This is a genomic window from Acinetobacter sp. GW821-FHT09D10 (genome assembly GCF_059416285.1).
Genome location: NZ_JBWKOW010000009.1, coordinates 60,225 through 81,759 on the forward strand (window position 1 = coordinate 60,225; position 21,535 = coordinate 81,759).

A 21,535-nucleotide genomic window follows, 5' to 3' on the forward strand; every position below is an offset into this window, starting at 1 on the left:
TTACTTCTTATTTCTTTTTAGCAAATGCGTTGTCTAAGTAGTCTTCAAACGCATAGTAGTTGATGCGTTCATATAACTCTTTACGCGTTTGCATAATATCAACCACGTTCTTTTGCGTACCTTCTTTACGCAAGGTTTCATACACAGTTTCGGCTGCTTTGTTCATGGCACGGAAAGCAGAAAGCGGATAAAGTGCAAGGCTTACATCGGCAGATGCTAACTCTTCAGTCGTAAACAGTGGTGTAGAACCAAACTCGGTAATGTTTGCCAAAATTGGTGCGCCAGTCTTCTGAGCAAATTGCTTGTACATATCAAGCTCGGTAATTGCTTCAGGGAACAACATGTCTGCACCTGCTTCAATGTAAGCACCTGCACGGTCAATTGCAGCTTGCAAACCGTCTACAGCCAAGGCATCAGTACGCGCCATAATTACGAAGCTGTCATCACCACGCGCATCGACCGCAGCTTTAATACGATCAACCATTTCTTCTTGAGTCACAATGGCTTTGTTCGGACGGTGACCACAACGTTTTGCGCCCACTTGGTCTTCAATGTGCATTGCCGCCGCACCAAACTTGATAAGTGCTTTTGTTGTACGTGCAATGTTAAATGCAGAAGCACCAAAACCTGTGTCAGCATCGACCAATAATGGAAGATCACATACATCGGTAATACGGCGTACATCTGTCAACACATCATCAAGGTTACTGATTCCCAAATCAGGTAAGCCTAAAGAACCAGCGGCTACACCACCACCTGATAAGTAAATCGCTTTATAACCTGCACGTTTTGCCAAAAGTGCATGATTGGCGTTAATGGTTCCAACCACTTGTAATGGCTTTTCTTGGGCTACGGCATCGCGAAATAGCTGACCTGCGGATTGTTTAGCCATTGTTATGTTCTCCTTGTGCTTGTAGCAGTGTTTGCTCAATAATTTTGTAAGAAGCATTGATATGTCGATGCATGAGCAGCTCGGCAAGTTCTCCATCGCCTTCTGCAATTGCATCTAAAATACGGATATGTTCGTCCCAAGCTTTGCTCGGACGATCGGGTGTGTTTGAAAACTGAATTCGGTACATGCGGATGAGGTGATAGAGCTCATCACACAACATTTTTTCTAGGGTTTTATTGCCACTACTTTTAATAATGCAGTAGTGAAAATCGTCCTGCCCTTCTTGCAAGTAATATCCTTTACCTGCTTTAAAATTTTCATCTTCAGCATGCATACGCAATACATCACGCAATGCCAAGATTTGCTTTTTATCAATATGCTGTGCAGCAAGTCTGCAAGCCAAACCCTCTAAAGAAGCACGAATCTGGTAAAGCTCTTTAAACTGTTGCAGCGATAACGAAACCACGCGCGCGCCCACATGTGCAGTGCGCTCAACTAATTTTTGGCCTTCAAGACGATGAATCGCTTCACGCAAAGGTCCACGGCTAATGCCATAAGTACGCGCCAGTTCAGGTTCAGAAATTTTGCTACCTGCCGGAATTTGACCCAAAACAATCGCCGTCTGTATTTGTTTAAATACATTCTCGGTCAGTGTTCTACCCTGACTTTGTAGAGGCTCTGGTGCGAAGGTCAAATCTTGCATATTGTCGACAATTTTTAATCAATTATGGCTTTTATAGCGGTATGAATGAAAAAAATCAAGGTGATTGTTGACACTTCAGAGAACGCATCAGGTCAATTTTTATAGATTGACCTCTTATTTCACCTTATATTTAGACTGTTGCACCGCCCATCTATTAGTATTTATAAAACAAAGATTTAATATCAATTTATCTATAGTTTTATGGTTCTTTCCCAAGTGTTTTTTGGGCACTAAACTTTTGTTTCAAACTTTAGTCTACAACCCATGTATGACAGTAAGATTGTAGACAATCTGTTGGAATGAAATCATGAGTTATAAATTAGTATCTATTTACCGTAATTTCTTTTAAATCTTTTTTATCGTTTCTTCTGGAAAATATCGATATTAGTGAAATTATCTGGTGCTTCACAGTAGCTTTATTGGTACATTATTGAGCATCGACATAGATGTAATGTATTTTTCGAGACAGAAAAAACTTAACTCTATGCATATTGTTGAATGAAAGGACTTTTTTGATGTTTCAACATATCCCCCCATACGCAGGCGACCCAATTCTCTCTTTAATGGAACAGTTCAATGCTGATACTCGTTCTGAAAAAGTAAACTTGAGTATTGGTCTTTACTATAACGAAGACAGTATTGTTCCTCAGTTAGAGACCATTATTGAGGCGCAAAAGCGTATTGAGCCTAAGAACGGTAAAACCAAACTTTATTTGCCAATGGAAGGCTTCAAACCTTACCGTGAAGCAATTCAAGCACTTTTATTTGGTGCAAACAGCCCAGCAGTTAAAGCTGGTCGTGCTGTAACCATCCAAACGCTTGGTGGTTCAGGTGCATTGAAAGTTGGTGCTGACTTCTTAAAAACTTATTTCCCAAATTCAGACGTTTGGGTAAGCCAACCAACTTGGGATAACCACGTTGCGATTTTCAATGGCGCTGGCATCAAGACTCATTTCTACCCATATTTCGATAACGAAACTCGTGGTGTAGATTTTGACGGTATGTTGTCTACGCTTAAAACTTTGCCTGAGCAAAGCATTGTGTTATTGCACCCATGCTGCCATAACCCAACAGGCGCTGACTTAAACCCAGCGCAATGGGATCAAGTGATTGCGGTATTAAAAGATCGTAACCTTATTCCTTTCCTAGACATCGCTTACCAAGGTTTTGGCGATGGTATGGAAGAAGATGCGTATGCAATCCGTGCTTTAGACCAAGCGGGTCTAAACTTCATTGTGAGCAACTCATTCTCTAAAATCTTCTCTTTATATGGCGAGCGTGTTGGCGGCTTAACTTTCGTATGTGACGATGCAGAAGCAGCTCAATGCACATTCGGTCAGTTAAAAGCGACTGTACGCCGTATTTACTCTAGCCCTCCTACAACAGGTGCATGGTTAGTTGATGAAGTGTTAAATGACGCTGAACTTAACCAACAATGGCAAGGTGAAGTGAAAGAGATGCGTGAGCGTATTATCAAAATGCGTAGCATCTTAAAAGATGAACTCACTAAAGCATTACCAGACCGTGACTTTAGCTACCTTGTAAACCAAAAAGGTATGTTCAGCTACACAGGTTTAACTGCTGAGCAAGTGGATATCTTGCGTGAAGAATATGCTATCTACTTAGTACGTAGTGGTCGTATTTGTGTAGCAGGTTTAAACATGAACAATGTTTACACCGTTGCTAAAGCAGTTGCTGAAGTGCTTGCTAAATCAACAGAAGCAGCATAAAAACAGCTTTAAAAGAAAAGGCGCTTCGGCGCCTTTTTTATATCTCTAACTTAAGATTTCGCTTTGCCCCAATACTTAAGTTTTGAGGTGTGCCCAATACCCACATTAAAGCTGTTGGTTGGGTCGAGCTTTTGGTAGAAATTGGCTAAAGCAGGTTTGGCAATGTAGAGGTGCCCAACATTATGCTCTGCCGGATATTCAGCACGGCGGGCGTCCAGCAACTTCCACATTTGATGTTCCATTTCTAATGGGTCATGGCCCTTTTTAAGGATATAGTCCTGATGAAAAACATGACAAAAGAAATGCCCATAATAGAGTTTATGGATAATATTTTGTTCCATCTCAGTTGGTAATTGTTCTACCCATTCACGGTCATTACGACGCAAAGCAATATCTAGCGCAACAATATCTTCAACTTCACTACGGTGCGTGTCACGATAACGAATTGCCGCTCCTGCAATCGCAAAGCGGTGTAAGAATGCTTTTCGACCTTCTTCTTCGCTACATACGAAATAGCTACCTGACTGATGTACTGCAAAATATTCTTTTAAAAACTGCTCGGTCTGTGCTTTTGAATTATTTTCAACACGTAGCACTAAATGGTGCTCATAACGGTCTCGATACTCGGTCATGCGCTTTGGCAAGTGGCTCGGTAAAAAGAACGTAATGGCCTGTAAAATATGATCAGTTAAGCCTTTTATTTTAAATCTTTCTAAAAAGCCATCGACTTTATCTTTCATGGCGAAGGCTTTTGGAACATTGGCTGTTCCGAATTTCTCAATAAACAAGAACGTGTCTTTTCCGTACTTTTCACCAATCAGATAAGCATCTCGGTGAATATATTCGCCCGCAATCGGTAGACTTGGCAAAGAGGTGAGTAAATAACGGCGAATCGCTGTTAAATCATCTGCATCATTACTGCCAATATAAAAGACATTGCTCTCTACTTTTTCATACGTATCAAGGCGTACAGCAAACACACAGACTTTACCTGCCGAACCCGATGCTTCAAACAATCGTGATGGGTCAGCATTAAAACGAGCTGGTGAATCTTCATCAACTTGAGTCACATCATGTGCATAGCGATGGTCCGAGGCCTGCTTTTCACCATCATCTAAAATATCTACGGCTTGATATTGCTGCTTCTCTAAACGAGTCAAAATTTCTTCGGGTGTCGAGCCTAGATTCACACCCAAATGATTCACCAGTTCTAATTGACCAGTAGCATTCACCTGAGCATATAACGCTAGTTCCGTATACGCAGGCCCACGGCGTACCAACGCACCGCCAGAGTTGTTACAGACACCACCGAGTACTGATGCGCCAATACATGATGAGCCAATCACCGAATGCGGTTCACGGTCATATCCTTTTAAAATTTGCTCTAAATTGTCTAAAGTCGCACCCGGTAAACAAATCACTTGCTTACCGTTTTGAATCACTTGAATGCCCTTTAAACGGCGCGTACTCATGACAAAAACAGGACGGTCATAATCATCCCCATACGGGGTTGAACCACCAGTGAGTCCTGTATTTGCCGCCTGCATAATCACAATACAATCTGCATCAAATGCAGCTTGAAGCACCTGCCATTGCTCTAGCAATGTCCCCGGCACCACCACAGCTAGTACTTTCCCCTCACCAAAACGACGACCTTGGCGGTACTGGCGTGTGCCTTGATCATCGGTCAATACATGCGAGCGCCCTACAATATTCTGTAAACGTTCAATCACTGCTTGAGGAGAAAATGTTTGCATGATGGTTTCCTTTTGGTCATCCATTTATCAAATTAGACCAATACGACGGGGTCTCACCGTTTGTAATTTATAATTTAATTAGCTCATTCTCTAATTCGAATCAGCCCTATATTTACTATCTCTGTTGGTGGCATGGATGCCGCCTGTTGAGCAACTGTACAAGGAAGTACTGTTTGCTCAACAAAAGGTTTTTGGTTACTTTTGACCTTTCAAAAGTGACAAATGCCTATACGCAAAACATTAGCAAATCACCAAATTTTAAGGCTGTGCTTACTGCTTCACTTAAAAAGTTATTTCTTAAAAACCTTGCTTCATCGCCTGTACTAAACAATCCGCATTAATATCCTGAATCGACTTAACACCCGTGAGCGTCATCGCAACACGCATTTCCTTATCAATCAAATCAAGTAAGTTCGACACACCTTGCCCACCTGCTGCTGCCAAGGCATAAACAAATGCACGGCCTAGTAAAACCGTATCAGCACCAAGTGCCAACATACGCACCACATCTAGACCATTACGAACGCCTGAGTCTGCCAAAATCGCCAAATCACCTTTAACTGCATCGGCAATGGCAGGCAATGCACGAGCAGATGACATCACACCATCTAACTGACGACCACCGTGATTTGACACCACAATGCCATCTGCACCAAAACGCACAGCATCTTTGGCATCTTCAGGGTCTAAAATGCCTTTAATCACCATCGGACCATCCCAAAACTCACGAATCCACTCAAGGTCTTTCCATGAAATCGATGGATCAAAGTTTGAACCCAACCAACCAATATAATCTTCAAGTCCAGTTGGTTTGCCTAAATATTTAGAGATATTACCCAAGTCATGCGGACGCCCCATTAAGCCGACATTCCATGACCAATGCGGATGGAACATAGACTGCATATAACGGCGCATCGCAGCATTTGGCCCACTCATTCCCGAATGTGCATCACGGTAACGTGCACCTGGCACAGGCATATCTACAGTAAACACCAGTGTTGAACAACCTGCCGCTTTTGCACGCTCCAAAGCATTACGCATAAAACCACGGTCGCGTAATACATAAAGTTGGAACCACATTGGACGATTAATTGCAGGTGCAACTTCTTCAATCGGACAAACCGAAACCGTTGAAAGTGTAAATGGAATACCTTTTTTGTCGGCTGCCATCGCGGCTTGAACTTCACCACGGCGCGCATACATGCCTGTTAAACCAACAGGAGCCAATGCAACCGGCATCGACAATGTTTCATTAAACAGTTTTGTCTCTAAACTTAACGCTGACATGTCATTGAGCACACGTTGACGCAATGCAATTTCTGACAAATCTTGTACGTTACGCTTTAAGGTATGTTCCGAATACGCTCCACCATCAATATAATGAAATAAAAACGGGGGTAAGCGACGCTGTGCCGCAGCACGATAATCATTGCCAGAAGAAATAATCATTTTGAATCAACTCTATTTAAACGGTTTGCACGTTTCTGACGAGCTTCGTCTTCATTCAGAGAACGCACATGATTAATCACAAATTCAATATGACCGCAGACAGCTTGGCGCGCGGCCTCGGGATCTTTACGATCGATCGCATCCATGACCTGAAAATGCTGCTCGCTCAGCAAGTCACTATTTATTGGGTCGTTATAAACTTTTTTACGTCCCAACAAGACGTTGTATTGCAGTAAATCAAACAGGCTACGCATCATTTGAATCAGCACCACATTGTGAGATGCTTCTGCAATCGCTAAGTGGAATTCAGCATCCGCCACCGCAGCCTGCGCTGAGTCACCAGCATTTTGATGGCGACTAATTTCATTAAAATAATGATGAATTTTAGCGCGGTCTTCAGGTGTTGAACGTAATGCGGCATACCACGCAGTACCCCCTTCAAGTAATAACCGCGCCTCTTGTACATCAAAACGGTACAGCGGATCTTCTTCAATCAAGTTGCTAATCGGGTTCACAATGAGTTGCTGTGGCCACTGTTCAGGTAACTGTTGAATATAAGTACCATCACCCCGACGGCTAATAAGCACACCTTGACTATTGAGCTGTTGAATCGCTTCACGCAAAGAAGGACGAGAAACTCCTAAGCTAGTTGCAAGCTGGCGCTCGGCAGGCAAACGGTCACCTTTTCTCATGTGACGCTCTTCAATTAATGCCTGCAATTTCATGACCACTTGATCGGAGATTCTCATCGCGTTTCCTTCACTCGAGTTATGGAATCATCCACGGAACCAGATAAGCCTGAACCGTAACAATGATGCCAACAAAGACAGTGAATATGATGCTATGTTTTACCGTGAAACGGAACAAGTCAGATTCTTTTCCAACCAAGCCTACTGCTGCACAAGCAATCGCAATTGACTGTGGAGAAATCATCTTACCTGTCACACCACCACTGGTATTCGCTGCTACAAGCAATACTTCTGGAATACCAATCTGCTGAGCAGTAGTTGCTTGTAATGCGGAGAACAAAGCATTTGAAGATGTATCTGAACCCGTAAGGAACACACCAAGCCAACCTAAGAATGGCGAGAAGAAAGTAAAAGCATGACCCGTATGCGATAGAGCCAAAGCTAAAGTTGCAGATAAACCTGAATAGTTAGCAATAAAAGCAAAAGCCAACACCATACCAATTGAATAAATCGGTGTTTTTAACTCATTTAGTGTTTCACCAAAGGTCGTTACTGCCTCACTCGCTTTCATTTTCAAGAAAATAGCGGTGATAATTGCAGCAATAAAAATTGCAGTACCTGTCGCAGAGAACCAGTCAAACTTATAAATCGCTTCATATGGCTTCATCTCTGACACAATCGGCGGCATTTTTTCGACCAATTTATGCAAGTACGGCACTTCAAGTTTAAAAATTAAATGTTCCAGTGCCCCATCTTTTGCAAATAATGCTTTAAACGGCTTAACACTCCAGATGGTTACCATCACTGTTAAGATGGCAAATGGAGACCACGCCTTAGCAATTTTCCCAATGCTATAACGCTGAATTGTTGTAGGTTGCTGAGTTAGAGTTTGACCAGCTTCAGGTTCAAAACGGAAAATATGTTTTGGTTTCCAAAAACGGAACAACACAGTCAGACTGACCAATGACGCAATTGCCGCTGTAATATCAGGTAATTCAGGACCAATAAAGTTAGATGTTAGGTATTGCGCAATTGCAAAAGCGCCACCACCAACCAATACAGCAGGCCAAGTTTCTTTAACACCACGCCAGCCGTCCATAATCGCCATAATCCAGAACAGCACAATCAGCGTTAAAAACGGCAACTGACGTCCAACCATCTGGCTAATTTCCATGGTATCTACACCAGAAACCTGCCCCGCCACAATAATTGGAATACCCATCGCACCAAATGCAACTGGCGCAGTATTCACAATCAAACATAAGCCTGCAGCGTAAAGTGGTTTAAAACCCAAACCAACGAGTAGTGCAGCGGTAATTGCGACAGGAGCACCAAAACCGGCAGCCCCTTCAAGGAACGTACCAAAAGCAAAGCCAACCAGTAACATTTGTAGGCGCTGATCTTCGGTAATTGACAAAATGCTTGAGCGAATCACCTCAAACTGGCCTGTTTTTACCGAAATTTTATATAGAAAGACTGCCCCAATAATGATCCATGAAATTGGCCATAGACCGTAGAAGAAACCATAAATAATGGATGCAAAGGCCATTTGACCCGGCATTTGATAGAAAAAGAGAGCGATCAACAATGCAATAATGACTGTACCCGTACCCGCAATACTGCCTTTTAAACGAAAAACCGCCAAGGCTAAAAAAAAGAAAATAATCGGGATTAATGCAACCGCACTGGACAGCCAAATATTATTTAAAGGGTCATAAAGTTGTTGCCACATATTGAGCATTGTCATCTCCTTGAAATGCTGGGGCGAATTTTTTGTACCTTAAAATTTTAAACATTTAGCACAATTGGTATGACCAATTAAAATTTACGTGCAAATGTTATTCCTTAAACCACAGATCGCATCATAAACACGAGCATTAGCAAGTTCAAGCATTAAATAATCATCACAATTGGTATGACCAATAGCACCAAGTAAAATCAAGCTATTTCTAATTCATAAATTTATTTATTAGACTAAAGTCGTAAAAATAATTTCTTATAAAATTAAATATAAACTACAGAAATGAAGCGTAGAACTTGAATATAAAAACTATAAACATAACCATTAATTGATAAATGTATAATAATGCTCAAAACTCAAATCATTTGTATTGAACTGAATAATGACTACTTTAACGTGTTTTAAAGCCTATGATATCCGAGGTAAACTCGGCACCGAATTGAATGAAGAAATCGCCTATAAAATTGGCCGCGCTTACGGACAAATCTATAAACCAAAGACCGTAGTTATAGGTTGTGATATTCGTCTAAGCAGTGAGTCTTTAAAACAAGCGACCATTCGCGGCCTAAATGATGCTGGTGTGAATGTGCTTGACTTAGGTATGACAGGGACTGAAGAAGTTTACTTCGCCGCTTTTCATTTAGATGTACAAGGTGGTATTGAAGTTACCGCTAGCCACAATCCAATGGACTATAACGGCATGAAACTGGTACGAGAAAATGCTCGCCCAATTAGTGCAGATACCGGTTTAAAGGAAATCCAGGCTTTAGCAGAAACCAATCACTTTGAAGAGGTTAGCCAAAAAGGCACAACTCAAAGCTATAACATCTTGCCTGAATTCGTTGATCACTTAATCACCTATATCGAACCTGCAAAAATCCGCCCATTAAAATTAGTGGTAAATGCGGGTAATGGGGCTGCTGGTCACGTCATTGATGCTATTGAAGAAAAATTTAAAGCACTCAATATTCCTGTCGAATTTATCAAAATTCACCATGAAGCAGACGGTACCTTTCCAAATGGGATTCCTAACCCAATTTTAATTGAAAACCGTGACAGTACCCGTAATGCCGTACTTGAGCATCAAGCAGATATGGGGATCGCATGGGATGGCGACTTTGACCGTTGTTTCTTGTTTGATGAGAAGGGCCAGTTCATTGAAGGCTACTATATTGTTGGCCTCTTGGCTCAAGCTTTCTTGATTAAACAACCTGGCGAAAAAATTGTTCATGACCCACGTTTAGTGTGGAATACGTTTGATATTGTCGATGAATATAAAGGTGTTGCAGTACAGTCAAAATCTGGTCATGCCTTCATTAAAGATGTCATGCGTGAACATAATGCCGTATACGGCGGTGAAATGAGTGCCCATCACTACTTCCGTGACTTTGCTTACTGCGACAGCGGCATGATCCCGTGGTTACTCACCGTTGCTCTACTCTCTGAGACTCAGCAATCTCTTTCAACTCTGGTTGAAAATATGATTGCCAAGTTCCCTTGTAGCGGTGAAATCAACTTTAAAGTGGCAGATACACAGATCACTATTCAAAAGATTTTTGATTTCTATGCTGATCAAAACCCACAAATTGACCGTACCGATGGTGTAAGTCTGGACTTTGGCGCATGGCGTTTTAATGTACGTGCGTCAAATACCGAGCCCTTATTACGCCTCAACATTGAAAGTCGTGCAGACCGCCAAGCCAAGCCTATGCAACATTATGTAGATGAGTTGACAGGATTGATTCAAGGCTAATCCATAATAAAAAAGGAGCGATTCGCTCCTTTTTTATTGATATTTAATTATATCCATTAGGATTTTTTTTCTGCCAGTTCCAACTATCAGCAAGCATATCTTCTAAACCATATTGAGGCTGCCAACCCAACTCAGCAACTGCACGGCGATTGTCTGCAAAAGTTGTCGCTACATCTCCTGCCCTACGTGGTGCAAATTCAAAAGTAATAGACACCCCATTAACTTGTTCAAAGGTATCTTTAACTTGCAAAACAGATGAACCATTACCTGTACCGATATTCCATGCTCGGCAACCTTTCGACTGCAAACGGTTATTTAGCGCACATAAATGCGCATTCGCTAAGTCAACTACATGAATATAGTCACGTACACCAGTGCCATCTACCGTGTTATAGTCATTACCATAAATGGACAATTTTTCACGGCGGCCCACAGCAACTTGAGTCACATACGGCATTAAATTATTTGGAATACCTTGTGGATCTTCACCAATACGCCCACTCTTATGTGCACCGACTGGGTTAAAATAACGAAGCAATGCGATTGACCATTCTGGATTAGACGCTGACAACTTTTGCAATAATTGTTCAACAATCAACTTAGTATAACCATAGTTGTTACTTGGCATACCTGTTGGCATGTCTTCATTTAATGGCGATATATTGGCTTCGTCATACACCGTGGCAGAGGAGCTAAATACAAGTGTATAAACACCCGCCTTTTCCATCGAGTTAACCAGTTGAATGCTACCCGCAATATTATTATCAAAATAAATGAGCGGTTTTTCTTGGCTTTCACCTACGGCTTTTAAACCCGCGAAGTGGATCACAGCGTCAATCGAATGAGTCTGAAAAACACGATCAAGTTCATCTGCATTACGAATATCGCCCTGCACAAAAGTTAAACTTTTTTGAGCGATATCTTGAACTCTATTTAGAGATTCTTCTGAACTATTCGAAAGGTTATCAAAAACGATAACTTCATGACCAGCCTGCAAAAGCTCAACACATGTGTGTGAACCAATGTAACCTGCACCACCAGTGACTAGAATTTTAGCCATCTACTTTTCCTAACAATATTTTAATTAATCCACGCGTTGAAGCATCAAGTGTTGAAAGGTCATTTTGAACACCGTTTAAAATCGGAAGTAGCTGATCAGCAATCTGCTTACCTTTCTCAACTCCCCACTGATCAAATGGATTAATATTCCAGATCACAGACTGCACAAAAACTTTATGCTCATATAAAGCAATCAACATTCCTAAACTATAGGGATTTAATTCTTTCAATAATAATGTAGAACTTGGTTGATTACCTTCATATTGCTTATAAATTGGTAAATTCTCTAATTCAGTCGAGTCTAAAGCTTCATTACCAAAGGCTAGTAATCTTGATTGTGCTAAACAGTTTGAAAGTGCAAGATGATGTTGTTCGACCAGAGCTTCTGCATTTTCCACATAGGTAAAATGATCTGCATTATAACGTTGGACTGGGGCAATAAAGTCACAACTTACAGCTTGCGTTCCTTGGTGTAACAATTGATAGAAGGCATGTTGAGCATTTGGTCCAACCTCACCCCATATAATAGGACAAGTATCAAGCTCAACTTTTAGGCCATTGCGCTGTACTGACTTCCCATTAGATTCCATTTCTAGCTGTTGCAGATAGGCTGCAAAATACTTTAATCGTCCATCATAGGGTAATACGGCATGAGTCTGAATATTTAAAAAGTTATTATTCCAGATTCCTAACAATGCCATCAAAACTGGAATATTTTGATCAAAACTCGTATTTTGAAAATGCTCATCGACTGCATGAGCCCCTGCTAAAAGTTGCTGGAAGCCGTCCACACCAATCGTCAAGGCTATAGGTAAACCTATACAAGACCATAGAGAATAACGTCCACCTACCCAGTCCCAAAGCAGTAACTGGTTTTCAGACGCGATTCCCCATTCTGACATTTTGTCAACTTTTGTCGATATACCAATAAAGTGACTTTTTAATACACGAGCATGTGCTCCTAATGCTTTTTCAAGCCACTGACGAACTGTTTGTGCATTTGATAAGGTATCAATCGTACCAAAAGACTTAGATGAAATAATGAATAATGTTGTTTCAGGACGAAGTTGATGGAGTAATTCTGATAACTGGCTACCATCCATAGTCGAAACAAAGTGAACATTTAAAGGCTTAGCCGTTTTCACCTTGAAATCAGACAACGCATGTGTAACCATTTGCGGTCCTAAATCAGCCCCCCCCACACCAATATTCACAACGTCTTGAATCACCTCACCAGTTGAACCACGATATTGCCCTGCATGGATTTTTTCCACTAAGGCATACATACGTTGTAACTGGCTATGAACTTGTTCTGTTAAATCTGGAAACTTTGAATAGTCAACCGGTAAACGCAATGCCCAGTGCATTGCTTCACGTTGCTCAGTACAGTTAATTTTAGCTTGTGAAAAAAGACGATTAATCCATTCAGTTAAGTTTTTATTATTCGCAAGAGCTACTAATTGTTCTAAAATATCTTTGGTTAAACGGTGCTTACTATAATCAAAAAATAATTGATCAAATTTTACAGAATAATTTTGAAAACGATCTGGCTCTAAAGCAAATAGCTCTTTTATATGTAATTTCGAGTTTTTTTCACCTAAAGTTTGCAGATGAGCTAAAGGCGAGACTAATTCCTTTGGAAATTGCTCAATTGATTTACTCATAAGCGCCCTACTCCTTCATAAGCAAAACCTTTCGCCTTTACATAAGCAGGATCATAAATATTACGCCCATCTAAAATTAAAGGATGCTTCATTAATTGTTGTAGTTGCTTAAAGTCAGGACTCCAATATTGCTTCCATGCAGTGACTAGGCATAATGCATGAGCATCTCGTACCGCCTCATATTGATCAGTACATAAAATTAAATCTTCACGATGCCCATAAGCTGCTGCTATTTCATCTAAAGCTTGAGGATCATGTAGGCGTACTATTACACCTTGTGCCCATAATGCAGCTAATAAAATATGAATCGGTGAGTTGTGTATATTCGAAGTATTTTCTTTAAAAGAAGCACCCCAAATCGCAACTATTTTGCCATTTAGGCTACAGTGATAATAATTCCATAACTTACGAAATAAAATTTCTTTCTGCTGCTCATTAATAGCCCAAACTTGTTCCAAAAGGCGGCTTTTTGTTCCAGTTTCAGACACAGTGCTCGAAAGTGTTAAAATATCATGCGAAAAATTCTCACCACCAAATCCTACACCTGGTGATAAATATGCAGCACCAATACGTGTGTCAGCAGCGATACCATGTTTTACATTCGCAATATCAATGCCTAACTTTTCGGCGACCATAGCCAAGTCATTCATATAACTAATGCGGGTAGCCAACATGCCTGAAATACTAAGTTTGGTGAACTCAGCATCTAAAATCGGCATAAATAAATATTGGTAACTAAATTGGAAAAAAGGACGCAATAACTCCTGCATAGTTTCACTTGCATCTCTAGATTCCACACCGATAATGACATGCTTTACATTCAATACACTATTAATGGCATTACCTTCCTGAATCACATCAGGGAAGTAAACCCACTCATCTTTTGGCAAATGCTGTTTTAATTTTTCTGTACCGTGCAAACCAAAAGTAGAACCATTAATCATTAACCGTGGGTGAACAATTGGTCGTTCACCCAATTTTTCAACCGTTTTTAATGCAAGTTCAATTTGTGTTGGGCTAAAACAGAATAAATAAACTTCAATATCTAAAGGAATCTCAGAAAAAGGGCTCTCTTTTAAGAAACCCGCTTTTCGCTGCTTATTTAAGTAATTATTTACGTCTTGATCTTGATACGAAAGTACAGAAATATTTTCTTCACAGGTGACACTTGTACACCAGTAAATTTGATTACCATATTCAGCTAATAACGCTGCCATCACGCCGGCATGTAACGTTGTTCCAAATACTGCGATTTTCATTGCACACCTGATTTTTTCGTATTTTATAGATTTCTCTTCCCTTTACAGGAAGAGAATATACTGCTCAGCTACTATATTCAGTAGTTTTTACAAATGCTTAAGCAGAACTACAAAACTTTATAATTTAAGTTCTTGAATCAGCTGTTTAAATTCCAATCCTAACTTAGGGTGTGCAACACCATAGTGTAGTACAGCTTTCAAATAGCCAAGCTTGCTGCCACAGTCAAAAGTTTGGCCTTGCATCCGGTAGGCTTCAACGGTATCAGTTTCTTGAAGCATCGCAATAGCATCAGTTAACTGTATTTCATTGCCCGCACCTTTGGGTATATTTTCCAAAAGCTGCATAATCTTAGCAGGTAAAATATAACGCCCCACCACGGATAAATTAGAAGGCGCAGAACCTATAGCAGGCTTTTCGATAATTCCCTGCATAGCAATACTTTCACCCTCATGCGGGCTCTGCTTCACATCAACAATTCCATATTGATCTACAAGATGATCTGGTACTGCCTCAACCATGATTTGAGCAGCTTGACTTGCTTCATAGCGTGAAATCATACGCGATAGATCATTTTTCCCTGAGTTATCTTGAACCAATACATCTGGCAATAACACAGCAAAATCATCTTGCCCAACAATACTTTTTGCACATAAAACAGCATGCCCCAAACCCAAAGGTTGAGGCTGCCTTACACTTACCACACTCACATGAGATGGAATAATCTGTGTAATTTCTTCAAGTAAATCGAACTTTTTCTTTTGCTCTAGAGTCGTTTCTAGTTCAAAGTTTCGATCAAAATAATTTTCAATTGATGCCTTAGATGAATGAGTTACCAAAATAATTTGCTCAATTCCAGCCTCTACAGCTTCACGCACTACATATTCAATTGCAGGGCGATCTACCACTGTGACCATTTCTTTGGGAATTGACTTACTTGCTGGTAAAAAACGTGTACCTAATCCAGCTACAGGTAAAACTGCCTTTTTAATCACAGATTCACTCTCTAATTAACCATAATATCTTTGCTACGTTTATACCCATCGACATAGTGTTCGAGTTGACAAAGAGCCCAATCAATATCTTTTTGAACAGCAGTCATATTATTAACCCGCTCAAAAACCTCTTGAATCTCTGTAAGAGGATAAAACTTCTCAAATGATCGAAGAATTCTACTGTGCTCGGTATATTCAGTATTTTCTTGATCAATTAATAATTCTTCATAAAGTTTTTCACCTGGGCGTAATCCGCTGTAGTGAATTGCGATATCCCCTTGCTCTGAGTCTTGTTCACGCACAGTTAGACCACTTAAAGAAATCATTTGTCGAGCTAAATCCTGAATACGGACAGGTTCACCCATATCAAGTAAAAAGACATCTCCACCTTTACCTAGAGCACCAGCTTGAATAACTAACTGAGATGCTTCAGGAATCGTCATGAAGTAGCGCGTTACATCTGGATGGGTCACAGTAATAGGACCACCTTTTGCAATCTGATTTTTAAATAAGGGAACTACAGAGCCTGAAGACCCTAATACATTACCAAAACGTACAATACTAATTTGAGTCCGTTGCTGGGCTTCAGCCATTGCCTGACAATAAAGTTCGGCCATGCGTTTTGATGCACCCATAACATTGGTTGGACGTACTGCTTTATCAGTCGAGATTAGAACGAATGTCTCAACACCCTTTTTCACAGCTGCATTTAAACTATTCGCTGTTCCAATCGCATTGTTCTTGAGGCCAGCAATCGGGTTACATTCTACTAAAGGTACATGTTTATAGGCAGCGGCATGATAAACCGTCTGTACACTATACTGCTCAATAATACGCTCTAATTTTTGTTGATCCTGAACAGTACCTAAAATTGGAACAATTTCACATTGAGCGCTTAGACGTAATTCTCTATCTATGCTGTAAAGAGCAAATTCCGTAATTTCATAAATGATCAACATTTTAGGTTGATTTTTAATAATTTGTCGACATAACTCCGAGCCAATAGAACCGCCGGCACCTGTTACCATTACGATTTTATTATGAATATTTTTTGCAAGTAGATGATCTACAGGTGGTACTGGGTCACGTCCCAATAAATCAACAATGTCTACTTCACGAATATCAGCAACTTTTAGTTCACCATCAACCAGCTGAGTAAGGCCAGGAAGTTCAGTAATTTTAAGATGTGCAGGTTCTAACTGTTGAATAATTTCACTTTTACGTACGCGACCTACTGAAGGTAATGCTAATAAAATTTCATCAGTTTTATATTTTTCAAAACGTTGTAAAGCTTTTTCTAAAGATAGTACTTTCAAACCGCCAACCATATGGTCTTGCAAAGAACTATTATCATCAATGAAGAAAACAGGTAAATGGTTGCCAGAACGATAAAGTACAGCTGCAATTTGCTGACCAGCATCACCTGCACCATAAATTGCTATACGCTTTCTCTCTTCCCCTGTGAGTAATGCAGTCTTTACAATAAAACGGATAAATGCACGGCTACACCAAACCCAACTAAACATTAAGAAACCAAACATCAATGGAATTGATGTTGGAACAAAAGCTGTGGAGAAAACTGGCAGGCTATATAAAACGATAACCATTAGCGCAACAGCGATAGCTAGTTTTGCAATAAAGGCTTCATTAAATGTCCGTACAATAAACCGATATACTCCTGTTACCATTAAACTTAAAATAGCAACAATGGTAACAAGCGCTACTCCATAGTTAATGCCTGAAATAACTTCAACACCTAAGTCAAATAAACGTAGGGCATAACATAGCCATAAAATAACAGGAAAAGCAAAAAGGTCGATAAGAACCAAAAAACATTGTTTGGTGAGTCTTGGCGCAGACGCAAACTGATAAATAATCTTTTTCACAATACTCTTCTAATCGTTCTACGAACCCTGCGGTATTTATACTCATTTCTAGTTCAACTAGAAATAAATTTTACGCATCGGTTACAAACTCTATGTCAAACCATAATTCACTATACTTCATTATAAAGTATAAATTTACAATCTCTTAGGTATTCAAGTAAGGACTTTTGTCCAAAATTTATTTAATGAGCAAATATACTTCCCGCTGGGACAAACTCAAAAGCAGCAAGGCTCTTACCACCCGTCACTTTTACTCCAACACTCAAATGTGCAAATTGGCCAATTGTCACATCATGATCAATAGCCGTTCCCATGTTAATAATTACACCATCAGCAATATCAGCTTCTACACCAATAATACATCCAGCCATAATGCTTACACCACTTCCTAGCCGAGCGGAAGAACTAATAATTGCTGAGGGGTGGATCACAGTCGCTAATGGGATACCTGCTTCTTGTAATAACTGGAACCATTGTTGACGTACCATATTATTCCCTACTGCTGGAATAGCAGCTGAGACTTTTAAAGATGCTTCAGCCAAACGTTTCATATTACTCAATATAGGGTATCCATAAAACTCCGTTTTTTCAGGCCAAGCATCATCTGCAAAAACGATATTACTCCATTTCCCAGATAAATAGGCTGCTTCCGCAACTGACTTACCATGCCCACCGGCACCCAAAATTAATAAAGTACTTTCATTGCTCATGTTCCGTCTTCCCTGCATTAAAATAGATGGCTAGAACAATTAAAGGAAAATAAGCGATAGCAATAATAAGCTCTGGCATCATGGCTTTACTAGCGGCTAGGTAAGCCATAGGCAATAACCATACTAAGTTTATTGTAAGTACACCTAAGGTTGCTTTTGTATGACTTTGATACTTTCTAGAAGCATATTGATATGCGTGACTTCTATGGGCATCATACATTTTATGTCCATTCAAAATTCTTCGAATCAGGGTAAAAGTCGCATCTACAATAAAAACTCCTAAACAAATAATCCATGCACAAAATAATGCTGTATCCTGTTTAAGTGCATACAAAGCCCAGATACCTAAAACTAACCCTAAAAAGCCGCTACAGGCGTCGCCCATAAATATCTTAGCTTTTGGAAAATTCCATAACATAAATCCGAACACTGTGGCAGCCATTAAGCATAGCACCTGATTATTCACCATTGGATATAATATCCAATATATCAAAGCCATACTTAAAACTGATGTAATAGCCTCTATACTGGCTATTCCATTAATACCATCCATAAAGTTATATAAATTTAATAACCATACTAAAAAGAGTACAGCAATAATATTTGCAATAAAGCCTAATTTTAAATTATTAAAAATAGTAACTTCAGTAAAACCACCTAAAGCAATCACTACCCCAATTGCAACTAAAAAATGAATTGCCAACCGGACCAAAGCATTAATATGGCCATGATCATCTAAAAAGCCCAATAATGCGATGATAAATCCTGCAGCAATTACAATTATACCGATAGAGGGTGTTAAAGATCCTAAGTAAATCAGTCCAGCCAAGCCTAAGAGATAACTTATTACTACAGCGACCCCACCACCACGAGGTGTTGGCATAGTATGGGAACTACGTTCATTAGGATTATCAATAATATTTTTTTTGAGGGCATATTGTCTCATATACCCAGTTAAAGAAAACGCAGCTAAAAAACCGACAATTATTAGCAAAAAAATCGACATGCTTTACTCACTTAACTTTAGTGTACTTATTGCCAGCATTTTGTAGGGCTGATTCTGCACTTAGTGGCGGTTGCCAGCCTAACAATGTTCTTGCTTTTGATGCATCTACCTCTAATGAACCAAAAAGCTGTTCATACAATTTTATTTTCCCTACTCCTAACGCTCCCAATTTCATCACCAAATTAGGAATATAGATCAAGTTCGCTTTTTTGTGCATACCTTGTCTTAAATAGGTCACCAATTGTTTAGTAGATAAACTTTCATTATCAGAAATTAAAAATAATTCATTTTTAGCTAATGGATGAGTAATACAGCACTCAATAAAATTAACTAAATTTTCAAGTGCTACAAATGAACGTTTATTATTTACACCAACAAATGGTAAAGGAATATTTGTAGACGCTAGTTTTATGAAACGTGCAAAATTTCCTGGCGCATGAGCAGCATAAATCAAAGGTGGTCGAATAATTACTAATTCTGTTTCAGTACCTTCAAAAATTTTCTGAAGTGCTACCTCTGCTTCTAACTTAGATACAGCATAATCAGCATGAGGTTGGGGTACATCCTGCTCACTAAATGCTTTTCCATTTGTACTTGAACCATTAACGCCAATTGAACTAATAAAAATAAATCGCTTTACTTTATTCTCTAAAGCCTCTTTAGCAAGTTGCAAAGTACCTTCAACATTAACCCTCCTGAACTCTTGTAAGGGATCATCCACTTTCTCGTTTAATATATGAGCTCGGCCAGCTAAATGAATAACTACATCAATTTTCTCTGGAAAAGTAACCGAGAAAGGGGCTGAATCAGAGTCATGTATAATTTGATGAACCTTATCTGGTAAATTACGATCAACACGTCTAGCTAGGGTAAATAATTTATCTTCTCGATTTATTAGTACTTGCATTAAAGCTTGACCTACAAACCCTGTACTACCTGTAACCAAAATTTTCATACAATAATATCCTTCAGAATTTATATCATTCGTCTGATTTCAGTGATAAGGATTATTCAAACAAAGTATGTTCTAGCTTTAATGCCAAAGCTTTATAATCGTATAAATCTTCTACATATTTACGTCCATTTTCACCCATCACCATTCTGTCTGATTCGGGTATAGCAGCCAACTTTTCAATAGTACCAACGAGTTCATCCGTATTTTCTGGAGTAACTTCATAACCTGCACCAGCATCTGATACAGGCTTATACTTTCCTGAATCAATAGCATATATTACGGGTTTTGCAGCATATAAATAGTCAAACAGTTTATTAGGTGAAACACCAAATCTAAATAAAGGGTCCTTTTTTAATCCGATATAGCAAGCTCCAAATTTATTAAGCATACTTTGGATCTGTGTTTTCGGAATAGGATCAATAAAAGTCACATTAGATAATTGATGATCAGCAACCTGTTGTTGCAAAACCTCTTTATATTCACCTTTTCCAACTATTGCAAAATGAATATCAGTTCTATCTTGTAGTTGTATAGCGGCACCAATAAGATTTTGTAAGCAATTTGCAATACCAATACTACCAGTATAGCCAACAATAAACTTATGTTCAGGAAGTTGCTTTTCTATATTATTGGGCAAAGCTTCTTTAGTTGCTACCTCTTTACTAGAGAAACCATTTGGAATCCAATAAAATTTTTGAGGATCTAGGCCTCTTGAAACCATATGATCTACAGCATTTTTTAGATTAGAAATTACTTTATGAGATTTTTGATAAGCTCGATCTTCTACCCATTGCAAAAAGCGAACAAAGGGATGAGAGGCAGAATAACCTCCTATTTCTATTAAACTTAAAGGCCAAATATCACGCACTTCAAAAATTAAAGGAACTTTATTCTTTTTAGCTAAGCGCTCTGCTCCTAAAAAGCCAACTAGACTCAAAGAAGAATATAAAATGACATCTGGTTTATCTTTAATAACTTTATTTAAGCCTGTTATTTTCCAGCCAAATTCAAACCAATTTAAAACACGTCTTTTGCTAGTAGACTTTTGATAAACTGGTGTTTTCAGCCATAAAAATTTGAAATTATCACTAAACTCTTCAAATTTATAGTCCCCATCAAAAGAGACGGGGTTACTTTGACTATGGGTGTATGAAGCAGATACTACATACACCTTATGTCCTAGATCAGCAAGCTCCTGAGCCAAATAATAATGTCGCCCAATAAATCCTGTATTGGGCGTTGATGCGTATTGATTGATAATCCAAATTGTTTTTTTTTGACTCATAACA

General features: G+C 39.4%; 17 protein-coding genes. 2 read left to right on the forward strand and 15 right to left on the reverse strand.

From position 1 onward, the window contains the following. Positions 1-7: 7 nt before the first annotated feature. On the reverse strand, positions 8-892 hold the full coding sequence (prpB, locus tag AC07M3_RS16960) for a methylisocitrate lyase (RefSeq protein WP_004706036.1): 885 nt from the start codon (positions 890-892) through the stop codon (positions 8-10). Beyond that, positions 885-1,595, reverse strand: coding sequence for a GntR family transcriptional regulator (locus tag AC07M3_RS16965; RefSeq protein WP_494567833.1), 711 nt, complete (start codon positions 1,593-1,595; stop codon positions 885-887). Before AC07M3_RS16965 ends, prpB begins: the two co-directional genes overlap by 8 nt. Positions 1,596-2,110: 515 nt before the next feature. On the opposite strand from AC07M3_RS16965, the gene AC07M3_RS16970 reads away from it, so the two are divergent. Next, complete coding sequence (locus AC07M3_RS16970) at positions 2,111-3,325, forward strand: amino acid aminotransferase (RefSeq protein ID WP_003655711.1); 1,215 nt, start codon at positions 2,111-2,113, stop codon at positions 3,323-3,325. A 50-nt stretch (positions 3,326-3,375) separates the two neighbouring features. Here AC07M3_RS16970 and dld read toward each other — a convergent pair whose 3' ends face one another. The 4 genes from dld to lldP form a co-directional block, all read right to left on the reverse strand. Then, positions 3,376-5,082: a D-lactate dehydrogenase gene (gene dld / locus AC07M3_RS16975; RefSeq protein ID WP_494567832.1), complete on the reverse strand. Its 1,707-nt coding sequence runs from the start codon at positions 5,080-5,082 to the stop codon at positions 3,376-3,378. A 297-nt stretch (positions 5,083-5,379) separates the two neighbouring features. Further along, positions 5,380-6,531, reverse strand: coding sequence for an FMN-dependent L-lactate dehydrogenase LldD (lldD, locus tag AC07M3_RS16980; RefSeq protein WP_494567831.1), 1,152 nt, complete (start codon positions 6,529-6,531; stop codon positions 5,380-5,382). Beyond that, positions 6,528-7,280, reverse strand: a complete 753-nt coding sequence (gene lldR, locus AC07M3_RS16985; protein ID WP_005049187.1) for a transcriptional regulator LldR — start codon at positions 7,278-7,280, stop codon at positions 6,528-6,530. The genes lldD and lldR overlap by 4 nt, the downstream gene beginning before the upstream one ends. A 19-nt stretch (positions 7,281-7,299) precedes the next feature. Next, positions 7,300-8,967 (reverse strand): L-lactate permease, encoded by a 1,668-nt coding sequence (gene lldP, locus AC07M3_RS16990; protein WP_494567830.1) that lies wholly within the window; start codon positions 8,965-8,967, stop codon positions 7,300-7,302. A gap of 376 nt (positions 8,968-9,343) precedes the next feature. Here lldP and AC07M3_RS16995 point away from each other — a divergent pair, with 376 nt between their 5' ends. Then, entirely contained in the window at positions 9,344-10,714 is a 1,371-nt protein-coding gene (locus tag AC07M3_RS16995; protein WP_494567829.1) for a phosphohexomutase domain-containing protein, read from the forward strand. Positions 10,715-10,757: 43 nt separating this feature from the next. Here AC07M3_RS16995 and galE read toward each other — a convergent pair whose 3' ends face one another. The 9 genes from galE to AC07M3_RS17040 all read right to left on the reverse strand — a co-directional run bounded on the left by galE (position 10,758) and on the right by AC07M3_RS17040 (position 21,531). Continuing rightward, positions 10,758-11,774: a UDP-glucose 4-epimerase GalE gene (galE, locus tag AC07M3_RS17000; protein WP_494567828.1), complete on the reverse strand. Its 1,017-nt coding sequence runs from the start codon at positions 11,772-11,774 to the stop codon at positions 10,758-10,760. After that, on the reverse strand, positions 11,767-13,437 hold the full coding sequence (pgi, locus tag AC07M3_RS17005) for a glucose-6-phosphate isomerase (protein ID WP_494567827.1): 1,671 nt from the start codon (positions 13,435-13,437) through the stop codon (positions 11,767-11,769). The genes galE and pgi overlap by 8 nt, the downstream gene beginning before the upstream one ends. Continuing rightward, positions 13,434-14,696 carry a nucleotide sugar dehydrogenase gene (locus AC07M3_RS17010; protein WP_151743760.1) on the reverse strand — a complete coding sequence of 421 codons (1,263 nt, stop codon included), beginning with the start codon at positions 14,694-14,696 and terminating at the stop codon, positions 13,434-13,436. Before AC07M3_RS17010 ends, pgi begins: the two co-directional genes overlap by 4 nt. 117 nt (positions 14,697-14,813) lie before the next feature. After that, positions 14,814-15,689, reverse strand: a complete 876-nt coding sequence (gene galU / locus AC07M3_RS17015; RefSeq protein WP_494567826.1) for a UTP--glucose-1-phosphate uridylyltransferase GalU — start codon at positions 15,687-15,689, stop codon at positions 14,814-14,816. 11 nt (positions 15,690-15,700) lie between these two features. Further along, a complete protein-coding gene (locus AC07M3_RS17020) occupies positions 15,701-17,575 on the reverse strand; it encodes a polysaccharide biosynthesis protein (RefSeq protein WP_307013121.1) in 1,875 nt (624 codons plus the stop codon). 182 nt (positions 17,576-17,757) lie between these two features. After that, on the reverse strand, positions 17,758-18,285 hold the full coding sequence (locus AC07M3_RS17025) for a PglD-related sugar-binding protein (protein ID WP_307013119.1): 528 nt from the start codon (positions 18,283-18,285) through the stop codon (positions 17,758-17,760). Next, positions 18,275-19,291, reverse strand: coding sequence for an MraY family glycosyltransferase (locus AC07M3_RS17030; RefSeq protein WP_307013118.1), 1,017 nt, complete (start codon positions 19,289-19,291; stop codon positions 18,275-18,277). Before AC07M3_RS17030 ends, AC07M3_RS17025 begins: the two co-directional genes overlap by 11 nt. Positions 19,292-19,298: 7 nt before the next feature. Continuing rightward, positions 19,299-20,246 (reverse strand): NAD-dependent epimerase/dehydratase family protein, encoded by a 948-nt coding sequence (locus AC07M3_RS17035; RefSeq protein WP_307013116.1) that lies wholly within the window; start codon positions 20,244-20,246, stop codon positions 19,299-19,301. Between the two features lie 52 nt (positions 20,247-20,298). After that, positions 20,299-21,531: a glycosyltransferase family 4 protein gene (locus tag AC07M3_RS17040; RefSeq protein ID WP_494567825.1), complete on the reverse strand. Its 1,233-nt coding sequence runs from the start codon at positions 21,529-21,531 to the stop codon at positions 20,299-20,301. Positions 21,532-21,535 lie beyond the last annotated feature (4 nt).

What these genes read in the sequence shown, in the direction of transcription:
- prpB (WP_004706036.1), bottom strand. Translation starts at nt 892, where the DNA reads ATGGCTAAACAATCCGCAGGTCAGCTATTTCGCGATGCCGTAGCCCAA.
- AC07M3_RS16965 (WP_494567833.1), bottom strand. Translation starts at nt 1,595, where the DNA reads ATGCAAGATTTGACCTTCGCACCAGAGCCTCTACAAAGTCAGGGTAGA.
- AC07M3_RS16970 (WP_003655711.1), top strand. Translation starts at nt 2,111, where the DNA reads ATGTTTCAACATATCCCCCCATACGCAGGCGACCCAATTCTCTCTTTA.
- dld (WP_494567832.1), bottom strand. Translation starts at nt 5,082, where the DNA reads ATGCAAACATTTTCTCCTCAAGCAGTGATTGAACGTTTACAGAATATT.
- lldD (WP_494567831.1), bottom strand. Translation starts at nt 6,531, where the DNA reads ATGATTATTTCTTCTGGCAATGATTATCGTGCTGCGGCACAGCGTCGC.
- lldR (WP_005049187.1), bottom strand. Translation starts at nt 7,280, where the DNA reads ATGAGAATCTCCGATCAAGTGGTCATGAAATTGCAGGCATTAATTGAA.
- lldP (WP_494567830.1), bottom strand. Translation starts at nt 8,967, where the DNA reads ATGACAATGCTCAATATGTGGCAACAACTTTATGACCCTTTAAATAAT.
- AC07M3_RS16995 (WP_494567829.1), top strand. Translation starts at nt 9,344, where the DNA reads ATGACTACTTTAACGTGTTTTAAAGCCTATGATATCCGAGGTAAACTC.
- galE (WP_494567828.1), bottom strand. Translation starts at nt 11,774, where the DNA reads ATGGCTAAAATTCTAGTCACTGGTGGTGCAGGTTACATTGGTTCACAC.
- pgi (WP_494567827.1), bottom strand. Translation starts at nt 13,437, where the DNA reads ATGAGTAAATCAATTGAGCAATTTCCAAAGGAATTAGTCTCGCCTTTA.
- AC07M3_RS17010 (WP_151743760.1), bottom strand. Translation starts at nt 14,696, where the DNA reads ATGAAAATCGCAGTATTTGGAACAACGTTACATGCCGGCGTGATGGCA.
- AC07M3_RS17025 (WP_307013119.1), bottom strand. Translation starts at nt 18,285, where the DNA reads ATGAGCAATGAAAGTACTTTATTAATTTTGGGTGCCGGTGGGCATGGT.
- AC07M3_RS17030 (WP_307013118.1), bottom strand. Translation starts at nt 19,291, where the DNA reads ATGTCGATTTTTTTGCTAATAATTGTCGGTTTTTTAGCTGCGTTTTCT.
- AC07M3_RS17035 (WP_307013116.1), bottom strand. Translation starts at nt 20,246, where the DNA reads ATGAAAATTTTGGTTACAGGTAGTACAGGGTTTGTAGGTCAAGCTTTA.
- AC07M3_RS17040 (WP_494567825.1), bottom strand. Translation starts at nt 21,531, where the DNA reads ATGAGTCAAAAAAAAACAATTTGGATTATCAATCAATACGCATCAACG.